The sequence below is a fragment of the Microbacterium rhizosphaerae genome, from assembly GCF_034120055.1.
Classification (GTDB): domain Bacteria; phylum Actinomycetota; class Actinomycetes; order Actinomycetales; family Microbacteriaceae; genus Microbacterium; species Microbacterium rhizosphaerae.
Genome location: NZ_CP139368.1, coordinates 2,860,785 through 2,877,611, shown reverse-complemented (window position 1 = coordinate 2,877,611; position 16,827 = coordinate 2,860,785). Strand labels below are relative to the sequence as shown.

Here is a 16,827-nt window from a genome sequence, read left to right as displayed (position 1 = left end):
CGGTCACAGCTCCGCGAGCCGCGGCAGCACCGCTTCTGCAAGCCGGCTCGTTGTCGCGACCTGATCGTTCGGACGCACGCCGAAGACGACGAGGTCGATGCCGAGAGCGGCGAGGCGCTCCATGGTCGGCCAGAACTGATCGGAGTCCGGCTGCAGGCGGGTCGCCATGATCTGCTTCTCGATGGCGTCGTAGTCCGTGCCGAGCGCGTCGCAGTGCCCGCGCAGCACGTCGAGCAGGTGCGCGACATCGTCCGGGTCGAAGGCCGTGAAGTTCACGATCTGCGCGTACTGCGCGGCGAGGCGCAGCGTCTTCTTCTCACCACGACCCCCGATCATGATCGGAGGATGCGGCGCGCTCACGGCTCGCGGGCTGTTGAGCGTCTCGTTCAGCGAGTAGTGCCGCCCCTCGTACCGGCCGTTGTCTTCGGACCACATCTGCGTCACGACCTTCAGCGCCTCCTCGAGGCGCTCGAACCGCTCGCCGAGTGCCGGGTACGGCACACCGAGGGCGTGGTGCTCCCGCTCGTACCATGCGGCGCCGAGGCCGAGGATGGACCGGCCACCGCTCAGGACGTCCAGGGTCGTGGCGATCTTCGCGAGCAGCCCCGGATGCCGGTACGTGACGCCGGTCACGAGCGGGCCGAGCCGGAGCGTGCTCGTCATGGCGGCGACGTAGCCGAGTGTCGTGAACGCCTCCAGCATGGGTTCCGCCGGGTCGCCGACGGCTTCCATCTGGAACCAGTGGTCCATGACGGTGAACTGGCTGAAGCCGCCGGCTTCGGCGGTGGTGGCCGTGTCGGCGACGGTGCGGGCGATCGATGACTCGCCCTCGGGCGTGGTGTAGTTCCAGAGGTGGATTCCTGCGCGCATGACGCCAGGCTATGCCCGCGCCGGGGGTATCGGCTCAGGCCTCCCGAGCCTCCCGGGCCCGCAGGTCCTTGCGCAGGATCTTTCCCGAGCTCGACTTGGGGATGGCCTCGATGAACTCCACCACACGCACCTTCTTGTGCGGCGCGACGTTCGCGGCGACGAAGGCGATCACGTCGTCGGCCTCGAGACCCGAGCCGGCGCGCGTGACGACGAACGCCTTGGGGATCTCCTGCCTGTCTTCGTCGAGCACGCCGATGACCGCCGCATCCATCACCTTCGGGTGACTCAGGAGCAGCGCCTCGAGCTCGGCCGGAGCGATCTGGTAGCCCTTGTACTTGATGAGCTCCTTGGCCCGGTCGACGATCGTGAAGTAGCCGTCCGAGTGATACACGGCCACGTCGCCCGTGTGCAGGAAGCCCTCTTCGTCCACGGTGTCCGCCGTCGCCTGCGGCTGGTTGAGGTAGCCGTGCATGATGTTGGGGCCCCGCATCCACAGTTCCCCGCGCGCGGTGAATCCGCTCTCGTCGAACTCGACGATCTCCTCGCCCGTGTCGAGGTCGACGATCTTGGCGTCCATGTTGGGAAGGAGCAGGCCCACCGAGCTCACCGGGATGTCGGGCCGGCCGACCGGGATGGCGTGCGAGACCGGGCTCGACTCGCTCATGCCGTACCCCTGCAGGACGTGGGCATGGATGCGGCGGCCCGCGGCCTCGGCCGTCTCGGCGTCGAGCGGGGCTGCTCCGGAGAACACCGTGTGGACCGTCGAGATGTCGTATTGATCGACCACGGGATGCTTGGCGAGCGCGACCGCGATCGGCGGCGCGATGTAGAGGTAGGTGCAGCCGTACTTCTGGATGTTCGACAGGAACTCGACCAGGTCGAACTTCGGCATCGTGACGAGGCTCGCGCGCTGGCGGAGCGCGAGGTTCAGCAGCACGGTCATGCCGTAGATGTGGAAGAACGGGAGCACCGCCAGCACGCGGTCGGTCGAGACGAGGTCGAGGCTCGCCCGGCACTGGGCGACGTTCGCGACGAGGTTGCGGTGGGTGAGCATGACGCCCTTGGGGATGCCGGTCGTGCCGGACGAGTACGGCAGGACGGCGATGTGCGTCGCCGGGTCGAACGACACCTCGGGTGCCGGGCGCTGCTCGCCGAGGAGCTCGCGGAGGTTCGGGTGCCCGGGAGCGCCGTCGAGCACGATGAGTCTCTCGGCGGGGATGCCGGACGCCTGCGCGGCGACCTGGGCCTGGGGCAGGAGCGGGCTGACCGTCATGAGCCAGGTGGCACCGGCATCCTTCAGCTGCTTCTCGATCTCGCCGGGCGTGTACAGGGAGTTGATCGTCGTGACCGTGGCACCCGCGCGCAGGGCCCCGTGGAACACCGTCGCGAACGCGGGGACGTTGGGGCACAGCAGGCCGACGACGGTCTCGGTGCCGACGCCGCGGGCGGCCAGGGCGCCGGCGAACCAGTCGATCTGCGCGCGCAGGGCGCCGTACGTCGTCTCTTCGCCGGTCGCCGGATCGATGAGGGCGATCAGGCCCTGCTCCTCGTCGGTCAGCGAGGCGAACAGGTAGTCGTAGACGCTGAGCTCGGGGATCTCGACGTCGGGTATGAGGCTGGTGAACACGGTATCTCCCTTGATCGCCGTTTGTGGTCCATCATGCCATGCCCTGGGTGCGACCGAGTGCCACATATCGTGGAACCCAGTCCCTCCTTGTCGTCTGCAGTAGCGTCGGATCATGGCGAGTTACACGCACGGTCATCACGAGAGCGTTCTGCGGTCGCACGAGTGGCGCACCGCCGAGAACTCCGCCGCGTACCTCCTTCCGCATGTGCGGCCCGGCCTCTCGCTGCTCGACGTGGGCTCGGGGCCGGGGACCATCACGCTCGACCTCGCGGCGCGCGTCGCTCCCGGGCACGTCACGGGGGTGGACACGGCGCCCGCGATCGTCGAGAAGGCGGCCACCCTCGTCCTCGAGACGGGGGTGCGCAACGTCGACTTCGTCGTCGACGACGCGTATGCGCTGGATGCAGCGGACGACGCCTTCGACATCGTGCACGCGCATCAGGTGCTGCAGCACCTGGAGCGTCCTGTGGACGCGCTGCGCGAGTTCCGCCGCGTGGTGAAGCGCGACGGCCTCGTCGCCGCCCGCGACGTGGACTACGAGGGCGTCATCTGGTACCCGCTGATCCCGGCGCTCGACGAGTGGCTCGAGGTCTACCTCGCCACGCATCGCGGGTCGTCGGGCGAGCCGGCCGCGGGCCGGCGCCTCAAGGCATGGGCGCGCGAGGCGGGCTTCGCGGAGGTCGTCTCGAGCGCCACGTCGTGGCTGTTCGAGGATGCTGCGGACCGCGCGTGGTGGGGCGGCATGTGGGCGGACCGGGTCGTCGCATCCGACTTCGCCCGCCGCGCGATCGATCTCGGCGTCGCCGATCACGAGGTGCTGGAGCGCATCTCGGCCGGATGGCGCGAATGGGCGGCGAGCGAGGACGGATGGCTGCTGATGCCGCACGGCGAGATCATCGCGCGGGGCTGACGGTCTCCTTCTCCGCTGCCGGCACCACAAGCCCCGTCGCGGGTCCGCGAAGGGCGCGCAGGGCGTAGAGGATCGTCGCGAGGTCGACGCCCTCCTGGATGAGGGCGCCCGCGACCGCCGGGATGACGCCTGTCGACGCGATGAGCATCAGGACGATGCTGATCGCGATGCCGATCCAGATCGCGGCGTATGCGACGCGCAGGGTGTGCTTGCCGATCGAGACGGCGTCGGCCACCTTGGCGAGCGAGTCGGTGAGGATGACCGCATCCGCCGCGTCGCCCGCTGCGGTCGCGCCCTTCGCGCCCATCGCGATGCCGACGTCGGCGGCGGCGAGCACGGGTGCGTCGTTGATGCCGTCGCCCACCATGAGAACCGGTCGGGGGCGCATCTGCGCGGCGAGATGCACCTTCTCGGGCGCGAGGAGTTCGGCGTGGATGTCGTCGATGCCGACGGTGTGCGCGATGGCCTCGGCGGTGGCCCGGGCATCGCCGGTCAGCATCGTGACGCGCTCCACCTCGTGGGCCCGCAGCCACGAGACGACCGCCGCCGCCTCCGGACGCGGGTCGTCGGCCAGGACCAGCACGCCGGCGAACCGGCCGTCCACGGCGACGTATGCCGCCGCCTCGCCCGATGCGATGTCGCGACGCACGGTGTCCGGGGCGATGGATGCCACGTACGCGGGCTTTCCCACCAGCACGGTGCGCCCGCCGATCACCGCGGTCACGCCGTTGGTCGCGACCTCGCTGGCCTCCGCGGCGGGCCGCAGCGCGATGCCCCGCTCCGCGGCGGCGCGGCGGATGCCGTCGGCGAGCACATGGCTCGAGTACTGCTCGGCGGATGCGGCGAGGGCCAGAAGCTCGTCGGCGTCGAAGCCCGCCGCCGGGTCGACGGCGACGAGGTCGGGCCGGCCTTCCGTGAGCGTGCCGGTCTTGTCGAACGCCGCCGACCGGATGCGGGCGAGCTGTTCGATGACACCCCCGCCCTTGATGATGACGCCCGCCTTCGCGGCGCGTGAAAGCCCCCCGAGAAAGGCGACGGGCGCGGCGATGAGGAGGGGACACGGAGTCGCCAGCACGAGCACTTCGGCGAAGCGCGCGGGGTCGCCCGAGAGCCCCCAAGCGGCGCCCGCGATCACGAGGGAGACCGCCGTGAACGGGATGGCGAACCGGTCGGCCAGCCGCACGGTCGGAGCCCGGTCATCCTGAGCCTGCTTCACGAGCGCGACGATCTGCTGGTACTGGCTGTCGGCGCTGCGCCGCACGGCGCGGATGCGCACGGCCCGCGATCCGTTGACCGCGCCCGAGAGCACCTCGTCACCCGCGCTGCGATGCACCGGCATGCTCTCTCCGGTGAGCGACGACTCGTCGAACGATGCCGCCGGGCTCAGCAGGACGCCGTCCACCGGCACGACCTCGGCCGGCCGGATGAGCAGGACGTCGCCCACCTCGACGTCGTCGGCCGCGGCATCCTGCACCTCGTCGCTGTCGGAGTTCGGGTGCACGAGGACGTGCGCGATCTGCGGCGAGCGGTCGAGCAGCGCGGTGAGCTCGCGCTTGGCGCGGCGGCCGGCGTAATCCTCCAGGGCCTCCCCGCCCGCGAGCATCAGCACGATGACGAGCGAGGCGACGTACTCGCCGACGGCGAGAGTGGCGACCATGGCCACGACGGCCAGGACGTCGAGGCCGACGTGGCCGCGCAGGACGTCGCGGATCATCCCGACGAGGGTCCACGCGATCACCAGGGAGACGTAGCCGATCGCGATCCCGGCCGAGGTGCGCGCGAATCCGGCCGCCCCGAGCGTGAGGACGACGATGAGCACGATCACCGTCAGCCACACGAGCGGGTATCGGGCGAGCCAGCGCAAGAACCTCATGCCTCTCACTCTGGCATTTCGGAGCCGTCGATATGGTGGGGTGGTGACCGACGCCGCCCCCGCTTCGCCCGCATTGCCCGCCCGCAGCATCCTCGTCCACGACGCTCTTCGCGCCGCCGGCATTCCCGGTGAGATCGTGGTGCTGCCGGATGCTGCGTCCACTGCCGTTCTCGCGGCCGAGGCGCTCGGGGTCGAGGTCGGAGCGATCGCCAACTCGCTCGTGTTCTGGTCGGACGACGAGCCCCTGCTCGTCATGACCAGCGGTGCCCACAGGGTGGACACGGCCGCGCTCGCCGCCCGACTCGGCCGCGGAAAGATCGCCCGCGCGACGCCGGACCAGGTGCGCGCGGCGACCGGTCAGGCGATCGGCGGCGTCGCGCCCACCGGTCATCCCGCGCCTCTCACCACGATCGTCGACGAAGACCTGGCCGCCTACCCCGAGATCTGGGCTGCGGGCGGGACGCCGCACACGGTGTTCCCGCTCACGTACGACCAGCTCGTGCGGCTCACCGCCGCCACTGTCGCCAAGGTGGACTGACGGACGTCGCGCCCCAGGATGGGGCGGTGGCCGGCGTCGGGCGCGGGACCAAAGCCCCTCAGGGAACGCCCTTCTCGGCCATAGCCTGACGGCGAGTCCTCGTGCCGGGTGGCGCTGTGCTGGATGCGTGAGGGTCGAGCGCAGGGCCGTCTTGTTCTGCATCGAGGCTCGTGAGGAGCAGTATGGATGCACGACGAGTGGATCTGCGCGGGCGCGTCGCGGTGGTGACGGGATCCACACGCGGTCTCGGGCTGGCCATGGCCCGGCTGTTGGGTCTTCACGGCGCGACGGTGGTGCTTGCATCCAGATCGGATGCCCACCTCGAAGCTGCGGTCGCGCGGTTGCAGCGCGAGGGGATCTCGGTCTCGGGGTGCCGGTGCGATGTGGGCGAGATCGCCGAGGTCGAAACCCTGCGCGATGAGGCGCTCAGCCGCGGGACGCTCGATATCTGGGTCAACAATGCCGGCGCCTCGGGCATCTACGGGCCGACGGCGTCCACGCCGGTGGACGACTTCGCACGCGTCGTACGCACGAACATCCTCGGAACCTTCCACGGTTCGCGCGTCGCATTGCCCGTGTTCTTGGCTCAAGGCCATGGCGACCTCGTGAACCTCTACGGACAAGGCGACAAGGGGCCCGTCGCACAGCAGAACGCGTACGCGTCCAGCAAACGGTGGGTGCGTCAATTCACCGAGACGCTGCGACGAGAGTGCAAGGACACCGGGGTGCGTGTGCACGGCATGAATCCCGGCCTGGTCACGACCGACCTTCTGCGACACGTCACCGCCCAGTCGGGCTACGAGGGACGGCTCGGCGCATTGCAGGTCGTCGTCGGTCTGTGGGGCCAGCCTCCCGAGACCGCCGCGGCGCCCGTCCTCAGACTCGTCACATCGGACGCGGCCCAGTTCCGGTACCTGACCCCTGCCAGGACGCTCACCCGCGGGGTGCGCAGCATCCTCACGGGACGCCTCCGCCGCGCCAACCGCATGCCACTGCAGATCAGCGTCGTGGACGCGGGTGTGCACGAGCGGGACGGCGGCCGACGAGCCGTCTGACGACCGCGCCCACCGAGCTCGTGGACCTCGGGATCCGCATCGATGTCGTCTGTCGTCCGATATCGCCTACTCGGAAGGTGGCGGCGCGACGGCGGCCGCTCGGATGATCCCCTCGAGGGGCGCGGGTATCCGCTCCAGGGGAACTGCCGCGGCGAGAAGCCGTGCGTATCGATACTTGTTGCCACTCCTCCCCCCGAAGAAGCGTGCGAGCTGCGCTTCGACGGGCCGTCCGCGTTGCGCCGGCTGATTCTGGAGACGGCGGAAGGACTCCAGCTCTCCCTCTGCGGCGATGACGGACACGACGCCATCGATGCCGAGTGCGCGGACGAGCTCGCCCTCGAGGTCCGGGTCGCACACGAAGACCCGCTCGATCACGCGCTCGAACTGCGCCCGTTCGTCGACATCGACCAGTCCGACGATGCTCGCGTCGGACAGGTCGGAGACGGCTCGGCGCACACCGCTTGCGCCGCCTGCGGCCACGATCGTCGGAAGGGCGATTCCCATTCGCGCGCTGAGGACTTCCAGCGTGACGCGATCGCTCTCACCCTCGACGATGATGACGGCCATCAACGAGGCTTCCACGTCAGCAGGGTATCCGCGAGTTCCGATGACGCAAGACGACTGCCGTCCCGGTCGGAATCCGGCGAGCGGCCTCGTCACGCGCCGCCGCGGGTACTTTTGACAGCACGTGCGACGAAGGAGGAGAGCGTGGACATCACCGAGGTCATCCTCAACGACCATCACGAACAGCGCCGGATGTTCGGCATGCTCGAGGACATCGACCCGGCCGACACCGCAGCGCTGAGCGCGGTGTGGAAGCGCCTGCGCATCCTGCTGGAGGTGCACGCCGCCGCCGAGGAGAAGCTCTTCTACCCGCGACTGCTGAAACTGCAGAAGGACCTCATCGAACAGGAGTCGCCCGGGGAGGAGACGGAGGACGCCATCCACGATCACAACGAGATCCGGGATGCGATCGCCGGCGTCTCCGGCCAGGTCGTCGGCTCGACCGAGTGGCAGCGTGCCGTCGCTCACGTCAACGAGGTCAACAGCGACCACATGGCCGAGGAGGAGCGCCAAGGTCTCACCGACTTCCGTCGCCACATCGAGCTGGAGGAGCGCCACACCATGGCCGTCGCCTTCGTGGCGTTCGAGTCGGAGCAAGCGGGCGGCATCGCCGCGCACGACCGGGACCCGGAGCAATACATCCGCGAGAACAGCTGAGCGCTCGCGGGCACGGATGGCCGTTTCACCCCGCGCGGACGATCTCCAGGCAGGTGATCGCGGCCGCCGCCGACCACGCCTGCGGGCGGCAGGCGGCCGGGTACGGTGCGGGCACGGCGCGATCGGCCGATGAATCGCCGCTGTGCAGCTCCGGCATGCGGTAGCCGAACGCGGTTGCCGCGCCCAGCAGTCCATCGACGACCTCGAGCGCTTCCGTGCGGAGGCCGGCGCGCAGCATCCCGTGCGCGACGATCGCGCTGTCGTGCGCCCACACCGATCCCCGGTGGTAGCCGAGCGGCCAGTAGCCGGCGGCATCCGTCGACAGCGTCCGGATGCCGAACCCGGACGACATCGATGAACCTACGAGCAGACGCGCGACGTCCCGCTCCTCGGCGGGGGAGAGGATGCCCGTGCCGAGCAGGTGGCCGATGTTCGAGGTCAGGGTGTCCACCGCGCGGCCGTCGCGGTCGAGCGCGACCCCCGGGTAGCGGCCCTCGGGCGTCTCGACCCAGAAGCTCTCGGCGAACCGCCGGCGCAGCGTCTCGGCCCACGAGCGGAGGTCGTCGCCACCGCCCTCGCCGAGCCGGTCGAGGAGCCCCGCGGCGCCGACGGCGGCCTCGTAGGCGTAGCCCTGCACTTCGCAGAGGGCGATCGGTCCGTCGGCGAGCGACCCGTCCCGCCACTGGATCGAGTCGCCCGAGTCCTTCCAGCCCTGGTTGGCGAGCCCCCGCCCGGAGCGGTCGATGTAGGAGAGGAAGCCGTCGCCGGCGCTGCGCACGATCCAGTCGAGGGCGGCGCGGAGGTTCGGCAGCAGCTCCCGCACCCCCGGTTCCGGCATCCCGCGGTCCGCCGCCTCGACGAGCAGGCTCACCCACAGTGCGGTCGCGTCGACGGTGCCGTAGTAGAGCGGCGGCAGCACGATCCCTTCGCCCGGCATGCGGAACTCGCCGGCGCGCAGCTCGTGCGCGATCTTGCCCGGCTCCTCCTCGGTATGGGGATCGTCCTTCGTGCCCTGCAGGCGCGCGAGCACGCGGAGCGTGGATGCGGCGAGCCCGACGTCGACGGGCAGCATCAGCCGCGCGGCCCACAGGCTGTCGCGCCCGAAGAGCGTGAGGAACCACGGTGCACCGGCGGCGAGGAATGCGTCGGCGGGGTGGTCGGGAAGGGCGAGTCGCAAGGCGGCGAGATCGCCGAGCGCCGTGCGGACCCACGCGGCCAGGCGCGGATCGACGCCCGCGTCGGGGAGCGACCACGACACCGGCGGGGCCGCCTGCACGACGAGCTCCGCATCGCGCATGGTGGCGGAGAGGGTGAAGGATGCGGCATCCCCCGGCTCGACCCGGAGCGACCACGTCGCCTCCAGCTCGTCCCCGCTCAGGCGCCAGGCGCCACCTTCGGCGGTCAGCACCAGCTCGGCGTGCTCGGCCGTCACCGTCGCGTTCTCGCCCTCGAGGCGGACGTCCCAGGGACGCGCGGCGCCCAGGCCGGCCTTGACCTCCTGCAGCTGACGGAAGTCCGGGCAGACCCGCAGGGCGACGACGGCATCCACCGGGTCCGGCGCGACCGACGCGAGGGTGATGGTCTCGGCGAACACCCCCGGCGAGACCGACCGGTCGCGCGTGAGCCGCACGTGCGGATCCGGCGAGGGATCGTCGATCTCGCGCACGGTCGCGTCGAAGACGACGTGCGAGATGACGGGTTGCGCGGCGCCGATCGGCTCGGGCACGGCGCCCGCACAGCGCAGCGCCATCCCGCCGATGAATCGCCGGTCGCCGTGATAGACGCCGTCGATCGGCGCGACCATGTCTCCGGTGTCGCGAGACCAGGCCTGAGTCGGGGCGGCGAGCGCGATGACGGCGTCGTGGAGATAAGGCTGTCGACCCGACGTCATTCTTTGACGGCTCCTTCACTGGTGTTCATGATGCGCCGCTGGAAGATGAAGAACAGCACGGCGACGGGGATGGTCATGAGCAGGGCGGCGGCGAGCTTCAGGGGGTACTGGCTGCCCTGGCTGAGCTGGCCGGAGGCGAGCCCCGCGACGCCCTTGGTGAGCGTCGTGAGCGCCGGCGACTGCGTCGACACGATGAAGTGCGCGAGCTCGTTCCAGGACCCCTGGAACGAGAGGATGACGATCGTGATCAGCGCGGGACGCGCCATCGGCAGCACGACCGACCAGAAGATGCGGAAGCTGCCGGCGCCGTCGATGCGCGCCTGCTCCTCCACCGAGACCGGGATCGACTCGAAGAAGTTCTTCATGATGAACACGCCCGCGGCATCCACCAGCAGCGGCAGGATCATTCCGGAGTACGAGTCGTACAGGCCGAGCTGGTTCAGGACGAGGAACTTCGGGATGAGCAGCACGACCGTCGGCACGGCCATCACGGCGACGACCAGCGCGAAGATCACGCCGCGCCCACGGAAGTGGAGCCGCGCCAGCGCATAGCCGGCGAGCGACACGAAGAACACGCGGCCGAGCGTCACGCAGATCGTCACGATCGCCGAGTTCGCGAACCACAGCGGAAAGTCGCTGTGCGCGAACAGGCGATCGTAGGCCGCGAACGACCACGTCTGCGGGATGAGCGAGAGGGGGTCGGCCGCCGCCTCCGACTCGGTCTTGAACGAGGTCGACACCTGCACGAGGAACGGGTAGATGTACACGAGCGCGATCACGACGAGCAGCGCGTACAGGCCGATCCGGCTCCCGAGGGAGCCGCCGCGCCTGCCGCGGTGGCGCCGTGCGGGCGCTGCGGTGGGCGGGCTCGGCGGATGCGTCGCGACGGCGGGTTCGCGGAGGGCCGGTTCAGCCATGTCGCACGCCCTTCGGCTGGTAGGCGCGGATGCGGCGGCGCGAGACGGGACGGTCGCGCAGCACCCAACGCTGGAGGAGGGTGAACAGGATGATGATCACGAACAGCATGAAGGCGATGGCGGCGCCGTCGCCCCACTTCTGATCCTGGAAGGACGCCTGGTACGACAGGTAGGCGGGAGTCAGCGTGGTCTTGCCCGGGCCGCCCTGGGTTCCCGTGTAGATCTGGTCGAACACCTGCCAGCAGCCGATAAGGCCGAGCGTCACGACGGTGAAGATCGTGGGCCGCAGCTGGGGCAGCGTGATGCGCCAGAAGCGCTGCCATCCGTTCGCGCCGTCCACCATGGCCGCCTCGGCGAGCTCGGGGCCGATGTTCTGGAGGGCGGCGAGGAACAGCAGCATGAACGTGCCGCTCGTGGTGAAGATCGCCATCAGGATGAACGCGAACATCGCGACGGACGGTCCTGCGGTCCACTCCCACCACGTGACGCCGAGGAACTTCCCCTGCGTGAGGACCTCGGGTCCTGGCGTGGTGCCCGCCAGCAGGTGGAACAGGCCGCGCGGATCCTGGAACCAGTTCGGCCCGTGGCCGCCGAACCATCCGATGATCTGGTTCACGACGCCGGTGGTGGAGAAGAGGAACAGCCACAGCACCGTGATCGCGACCGAGCTCGTGACGGAGGGGAAGTAGTAGGCGGTGCGGAAGAAGCCGCGGCCGCGCAGCATCGCACGGCTGACCAGCACGGCGAGCAAGAGCGACAGCGCCGTCTGGAGCGGCACCACGAGAAGCACGTACCAGGCGTTGTTGCGCAGCGACAGCCCGAAGTTGCGCTCGGCCAGACCGCCGCTCGTCGTGACGTCGGCATAGTTCTGAAGCCCGATGAAGCTGACGCTCGGCGAGAGCGGACTGCCGTTGCCGTTCCAGTCCGAGAAGCTCACCCACAGCGCCATGAGCACCGGGATGAACAGGAAGACGCCGAGGATGAGGACGACGGGGAGGACGAAGAGCCACCCCGCCACCCCCTCCCCGCCGCGGATCCCGGAGGACCCGCGGCGGCGAGGGGCGGAGGCCGTTCGCGGCGCGGCAGGAGCGGTCATGGTGTTACTTGACGACCGCTTCGAGGTTCGTCTGGACCGACTGCAGGATCGTCTTCGGATCCGCCGTCTTCAACGTCTCGAGCTGCGAGTTGAAGTCCGCGATGACATCGGCCGCGCCGGCGTTCGTCGGCACGCCCTGCGCGTAGTCCGCACCCGTCAGGAACGGCACGAGCGGCGCGTTGTCGGCCTTCCACGTGGCGGCGGCCGACTTCACCGACGGCATCGGCCCGAAGGCCTTCGAGAAGGTCAGCTGCTGCTCGGACGACGTGAGGAACTGGATGAAGTCGAGCCCGGCCTTCTGGTTCTTGCTCGCCGCGGACATGCCCCAGCAGTTCGTGAACTGCAGCGTGCCCTTGCCGGCGGGCCCCGCGGGCAGCTCGACGACCTTGTACTTCACGTTCGGGTAGTCGCTCTGCATGGCGCCGGTGATCCAGTTGCCCTCGATCGTCATGGCGCCCAGCTGCTTGCCGAACGCCTCGCCGCCCCATCCTGCCCCCACATCCTTCGCGTATGCGAACGTGCCGTCGTTCAGGTGCTGCTTCACGTAGTCGAGCGCCTTCACGTTCGCGGCGCTGTCGGCCTCGGCCTTCTTGCCGTCCTCCGACACGAGCCGTCCGCCGGCCTCGGCCATGAAGGCGCCGATACGGGCGTACTCGCCGCTGAAGACGAGGCCCTTGGTGGTGCCGCTCGTCAGCTTCTTGGCGTCCTCGGCCAGCTGGTCCCATGTCTTCGGGATGTCGGCATCCGTCAGGCCCGCCTTGGTCCAGAGGTCGGTGTTGATGATCAGCTGCAGCGTCGAGAAGTCCTTCGGCGCGCAGTAGAACGTGCCGTTCACGCTGAAGTTCTTCACGAGCGACGGGTAGAAGTCGCTCTTGTTGCCGAGCATGTCGCCGTACGCCTTCAGCGACTTGTTCTGCACGAGACCCGCGATCGCGTCCGTCGACAGGTAGAACACGTCCGGCGGCGAGCCGGCCGCGAAGCCCTGCGAGAGCTGCTGCGAGAGGTTGGTCGCGGGCACGACGGTCACGTCGACGCCGGACTTCTTCGACCAGGCGGACGCGGCATCCTGAACGGCCTTCGTCTCCGCGTCTCCGCTGGAGCCGATCATGAGCGTGATCGGCTTCTTGGACGAGGTCAGGCCTCCGGCCGACCCCGACGAGCCGCCGCTGCTGAACCCTTGGCCACAGCCGGCGAGCGCGAGGGCGGCGATGACGGTGCCGCCCACGGCGATGGCGGCGCGTGCTGTGTGTCGCGACATCAGATCTCCTTCGATTGCATCGGTGAGCGTCGGGAAGTCGACTGCTGGGAAAATTTGATCGTTCAAATCCCGGACGCAGAGCCACGATAAGGTGATGCCATCACGAGTGTCAAGGGGGTGGCGAGGGATGACGATGCGCCGAGCCGCGACCATCGAGGACGTCGCGCAGGCGGCCGGAGTGTCGCGGCAGACCGTCAGCAACGTGCTCAACGCGCCCGACATCGTGCGCGAGGCCACGCGCGAGCGGGTCCGTGCGGCGATCACCGCTCTCGGCTACGCCCCGCACGCGTCCGCCCGTCGGCTGCGGCTGCAGCGCAGCTCCACCATCGGCATCCACCTCGATCCGTACGCCGGAGGCATCTCCGGCGTCGTGCTCGACCGATTCGTGCACGCGCTCACCGAGCAGGCCGGCGAGCGGCGGCAGCGCGTGCTCGTGTACGCGGCGCGATCTCCCGAGGACGAGATCGCGCGGATGGCCGAGCTCGCGGACGGCGGCGAGATCGACGCCGTCGTCATCACCGGGACGTTCCACGGCGACCCGCGCACGGTCTGGCTCGCCGAGCGCGACCTGCCGTTCGTGTCGTTCGGGCGTCCGTGGGGCGTCGACGACATCGACGACCCCGCGCATCTCTGGGTCGACGTCGACGGGGCCGCCGGAACGCGCGCGGCGACGGAGTACGCGATGGGCCAGGTGGGCCCGCGGGTCGCGTTCCTCGGCTGGCCCGGCGGGTCGGGCACCGGCGACGACCGCGAGCGGGGATGGCTGGAGGCCCGCGGCGGCCTGCCCCCCGCGCCACGGCTGACCGCGGTGGAGAGCGTCGCCGAGGGTCGCGCCGCTGCCGCCGCGGCGCTCGCGTCGCGCGAGTTCGACGCTCTGGTGTGCGCGAGCGACGTGCTGGCGATCGGCGCGCATCTCGCGGCGACGGACGCCGGCGCGGACATGCCGGTGATCGGCTTCGACAACACTCCGGCGGCGGAGGCTCTCGGAATCTCCAGCGTCGAGCAGCTGCCGGAGAAGGTGGCCGAGGGCGTGCTCGAGCTGCTGATGGGGGAGCGGACGGCGATCAGTCCCCGCTCGGCCTCTCCCGGTCACGCCCACGTGCTGGTGGAGCCTCGACTGGTCGTGCGCCGCCCCGCGGCGTAGCCGGCTCCGCGTCGGCGGCGGGGCGCCGCATCCAGATCAGTCCGACGACGCCCGCAGCGAGGTACAGGCACGCCTGCAGGTCGAGAAGCGGAACGAGCAGCGCGGGGTCACCCGCCAGTCCCGCGAGCAGGATGCCGACCGCCTGACCCACGGCGGCGACGAGACCGAGGGAGGCGAACGCCGCTGCGCGCTCGCGGGGAGCGGCCGCGGTCTGCATGATGCTCATGACGCCGGTCATCATGATGACGCCCGGTGCGCCGACGATCGCGAACAGCACGACGTACGGCCAGAGCTGGGTGGTGATACTCGGCAGGTTCCACGTCACGAGCGAGACGAGCCCGAACGCGAACACGCTGCCGATGGTCAGGGCGCGCGGGCTCGCCCCCCGCGTGAAGAACCCCAGTGCCAGACCGGCGACGATCGCGCCGATCGCCTGGATGCCGCGCAGGAGCCCGACATCCGCGTCGCTGCCGTGCAGCGGGTCGGTGACGAAAAGCAGGAACAGCACGAGGAACATGCCCTGCGCGACGCTCGCGAGGCCGACGATCGCGTAGACCGCCCGCAGCGCGCGCAGCCGCAGCGCCGCGCCGACGCCCATCGGCGCCGACGCCGTCTCATGTTCGCCCACGCCCGCGGGGCGACCGGCGGCGCGGGGGAGCGTCGCGATGAGGATCGCCGAGATCACATAGCTCGCGGCATCCAGAGCCACGACGAGACCGAGCCCGCCGACCATGAGCGCGACGCCGCCGAGCGGCCCGCCGACCAGCCGCGCGAGGTTCTGGTTCAGGCCGATGAGGGCGTTCGCACTGACCAGCCGGTCGGCCTCGACGAGATCCGGGAGCATCGAGTTCTTCGCGGGCTCGAAGAGCGCGGCGAGCGACGCGTGCACCGCGATGACCGCGTACGCGATCGGCAGATCCTCGGGTGAGCGCACGAACAGCAGGGGGATCAGCGCGAGCGCCTGGCCCACGTTCGTGCAGACCATGAGGAGGCGTCGGTCCAGGCGCCCGGCGAGCCGGGCCGCGAGGGGCGCGAGGACGACCGCCGGCGCGAGCTCGAGGAGGAACGCGAGCGACGTGCCGACGGCCGAGCCGCTCAGGCGCAGCACGACGAGCGGCAGCGCGATGAACAGGAACCAGTCGCCCGTGTCGGACACGAGGCCCGCGACCCACAGGCGGCGGAAGGCGGGGATGCCGAACGCGCTGCTCATGACTGCACCCCCGGCTCGGGCGCGCCGAAGGACGGTCGCGGGAACGCGAGCACCGACACCTCGGCGACCGCCGACCCGTCGGGTGCGTCGCCCCGGGTCGCGGCGATGTAGGGGCGCAGGAGCGCGTCGATGCCCTCGACGAGGGAGCGCAGCTCCGCCGGCGTCACCCGCAGGCCGTAGGTCATGTGCGCATCCGTCTCGCGCCAGTCGGGGTCGAGGCGGTCGCGTGTGCGCAGATGCTCGCGCGCCAGCTGGTACTCGAGCTGGAGGGCCGCGGCGATCATGCCCTCGGCACTCGCGGCGACGTCGGGATCGGCGGAGTCGAGATGCGTGTCGAGGCCGGTGACCGTGGCCCGCCACGGCCGCTCCCGCCCGTCGACGGAATCCACCGGCTCGACAAGGCCGTGCCTCGCCAGAACGCGCAGGTGGTAGCTGCAGTTCGACGGCGAGTCGCCCACGGCACGCGCGCACGCGGATGCGGTGGCCGGACCCTCCGACATGAGGTAGCCGAGGAGATTCAGGCGGACCGGATGAGCGAGAGCCTCGATCGCCTCGGGGTCGTCCAGTCGTCGCCGCATCTCGGGCTTGGGCTCCGCCATGGCGCACCTCCAGTCTGAAAGAGCATTTCGAAAGACTCTTTCAGAGTACGCCCTGAACGTGAAAAGTGAAAGACCTTTTCAGGATCCTGGATTCAGCCCGGCTCGGCGATGCGCTCCAGCGCGTCCAGAGCCGCCACGACGGCGGCGTGCTCGTCGTCGTCCAGTGCCGCCAGGAGCACCCCGATCCGCTCGGCGCGCTCGGCGCGCGCCCGCAAGACCGCCCTCTCGCCCTGGGGCGTGGCGAGCACGAAGAACGATCGCCGGTCGGCCGGGTCGGGCTCGCGCCCGACGAGGCCCCGCGACTCGAGGTCGGCGACGAGGCGGGTCACCGACGGCGGTGCGAGGTGCTCGCGCCGCGCGATGTCCCCGGGACGAAGGGGCCCCCGCCGGACGATCGTCGAGAGGACGGAGAGCTGCCCGTGCGTCATGCCGTCTTCGGGCGGACGGATGCGCCGGTTGATCCGGCCGATCGCGATCGCCAGCCGCGCCGCATCCTGACTGGTGCGTGTTGCGTTCATCGAACCTCCTCGGCGGACACCGGCCGGGGGTCGGCCTGCGTGTTCTCCTCTGTGTGAACATAGTGACGTCCTCGGCTGAAGGACGCCACTGCACCGACGA

General features: G+C 70.2%; 16 protein-coding genes. 5 read left to right on the top strand and 11 right to left on the bottom strand.

The features are described from left to right. Positions 1–3 precede the first annotated feature (3 nt). Both SM116_RS13035 and SM116_RS13030 read right to left on the bottom strand, forming a co-directional pair. On the bottom strand, positions 4–870 hold the full coding sequence (locus tag SM116_RS13035) for an LLM class F420-dependent oxidoreductase (protein ID WP_320941409.1): 867 nt from the start codon (positions 868–870) through the stop codon (positions 4–6). Positions 871–904: 34 nt separating this feature from the next. After that, on the bottom strand, positions 905–2,497 hold the full coding sequence (locus tag SM116_RS13030) for an AMP-binding protein (RefSeq protein WP_320941408.1): 1,593 nt from the start codon (positions 2,495–2,497) through the stop codon (positions 905–907). Positions 2,498–2,609: 112 nt separating this feature from the next. Here SM116_RS13030 and SM116_RS13025 point away from each other — a divergent pair, with 112 nt between their 5' ends. Then, positions 2,610–3,407, top strand: coding sequence for a methyltransferase domain-containing protein (locus SM116_RS13025; RefSeq protein WP_320941407.1), 798 nt, complete (start codon positions 2,610–2,612; stop codon positions 3,405–3,407). Here SM116_RS13025 and SM116_RS13020 read toward each other — a convergent pair. After that, positions 3,391–5,280, bottom strand: a complete 1,890-nt coding sequence (locus SM116_RS13020; RefSeq protein WP_320941406.1) for a heavy metal translocating P-type ATPase — start codon at positions 5,278–5,280, stop codon at positions 3,391–3,393. The genes SM116_RS13025 and SM116_RS13020 overlap by 17 nt on opposite strands. A 40-nt stretch (positions 5,281–5,320) precedes the next feature. On the opposite strand from SM116_RS13020, the gene SM116_RS13015 reads away from it, so the two are divergent. Both SM116_RS13015 and SM116_RS13010 read left to right on the top strand, forming a co-directional pair. Then, entirely contained in the window at positions 5,321–5,818 is a 498-nt protein-coding gene (locus tag SM116_RS13015) for a YbaK/EbsC family protein (RefSeq protein WP_320941405.1), read from the top strand. A 182-nt stretch (positions 5,819–6,000) separates the two neighbouring features. Beyond that, positions 6,001–6,873: an SDR family oxidoreductase gene (locus SM116_RS13010; RefSeq protein ID WP_320941404.1), complete on the top strand. Its 873-nt coding sequence runs from the start codon at positions 6,001–6,003 to the stop codon at positions 6,871–6,873. A gap of 66 nt (positions 6,874–6,939) precedes the next feature. On the opposite strand, the gene SM116_RS13005 is transcribed toward SM116_RS13010, so the two are convergent. Then, positions 6,940–7,455 carry an ATP-dependent endonuclease gene (locus SM116_RS13005; protein WP_320941403.1) on the bottom strand — a complete coding sequence of 172 codons (516 nt, stop codon included), beginning with the start codon at positions 7,453–7,455 and terminating at the stop codon, positions 6,940–6,942. A 126-nt stretch (positions 7,456–7,581) separates the two neighbouring features. Here SM116_RS13005 and SM116_RS13000 point away from each other — a divergent pair, with 126 nt between their 5' ends. Further along, entirely contained in the window at positions 7,582–8,094 is a 513-nt protein-coding gene (locus SM116_RS13000) for a hemerythrin domain-containing protein (RefSeq protein ID WP_320941402.1), read from the top strand. Positions 8,095–8,119: 25 nt separating this feature from the next. Here the strand turns inward: SM116_RS13000 and SM116_RS12995 are convergent, their stop codons facing one another. From SM116_RS12995 to SM116_RS12980, 4 genes are read right to left on the bottom strand one after another with little or no spacing between them, the layout of a single operon-like run. After that, positions 8,120–9,985 (bottom strand): glycogen debranching N-terminal domain-containing protein, encoded by a 1,866-nt coding sequence (locus tag SM116_RS12995; RefSeq protein WP_320941401.1) that lies wholly within the window; start codon positions 9,983–9,985, stop codon positions 8,120–8,122. After that, the gene (locus SM116_RS12990) at positions 9,982–10,902 is read right to left on the bottom strand and encodes a carbohydrate ABC transporter permease (protein WP_320941400.1); all 921 of its coding nucleotides are present in this window, start codon (positions 10,900–10,902) and stop codon (positions 9,982–9,984) included. The genes SM116_RS12995 and SM116_RS12990 overlap by 4 nt, the downstream gene beginning before the upstream one ends. Then, entirely contained in the window at positions 10,895–11,998 is a 1,104-nt protein-coding gene (locus tag SM116_RS12985; protein ID WP_320941399.1) for a carbohydrate ABC transporter permease, read from the bottom strand. The genes SM116_RS12990 and SM116_RS12985 overlap by 8 nt, the downstream gene beginning before the upstream one ends. 4 nt (positions 11,999–12,002) lie before the next feature. Next, entirely contained in the window at positions 12,003–13,256 is a 1,254-nt protein-coding gene (locus SM116_RS12980) for a sugar ABC transporter substrate-binding protein (RefSeq protein ID WP_320941398.1), read from the bottom strand. Positions 13,257–13,389: 133 nt separating this feature from the next. Here SM116_RS12980 and SM116_RS12975 point away from each other — a divergent pair, with 133 nt between their 5' ends. Continuing rightward, positions 13,390–14,400 carry a LacI family DNA-binding transcriptional regulator gene (locus SM116_RS12975; protein ID WP_320944175.1) on the top strand — a complete coding sequence of 337 codons (1,011 nt, stop codon included), beginning with the start codon at positions 13,390–13,392 and terminating at the stop codon, positions 14,398–14,400. Here SM116_RS12975 and SM116_RS12970 read toward each other — a convergent pair. From SM116_RS12970 to SM116_RS12960, 3 genes are all read right to left on the bottom strand, one after another. Beyond that, positions 14,321–15,610: an MFS transporter gene (locus tag SM116_RS12970; protein WP_320941397.1), complete on the bottom strand. Its 1,290-nt coding sequence runs from the start codon at positions 15,608–15,610 to the stop codon at positions 14,321–14,323. The genes SM116_RS12975 and SM116_RS12970 overlap by 80 nt on opposite strands. Further along, positions 15,607–16,209, bottom strand: a complete 603-nt coding sequence (locus SM116_RS12965; RefSeq protein WP_320941396.1) for a winged helix-turn-helix domain-containing protein — start codon at positions 16,207–16,209, stop codon at positions 15,607–15,609. The genes SM116_RS12970 and SM116_RS12965 overlap by 4 nt, the downstream gene beginning before the upstream one ends. 92 nt (positions 16,210–16,301) lie before the next feature. Then, a complete protein-coding gene (locus SM116_RS12960) occupies positions 16,302–16,727 on the bottom strand; it encodes a MarR family winged helix-turn-helix transcriptional regulator (RefSeq protein ID WP_320941395.1) in 426 nt (141 codons plus the stop codon). Between the last annotated feature and the right edge of the window lie 100 nt (positions 16,728–16,827).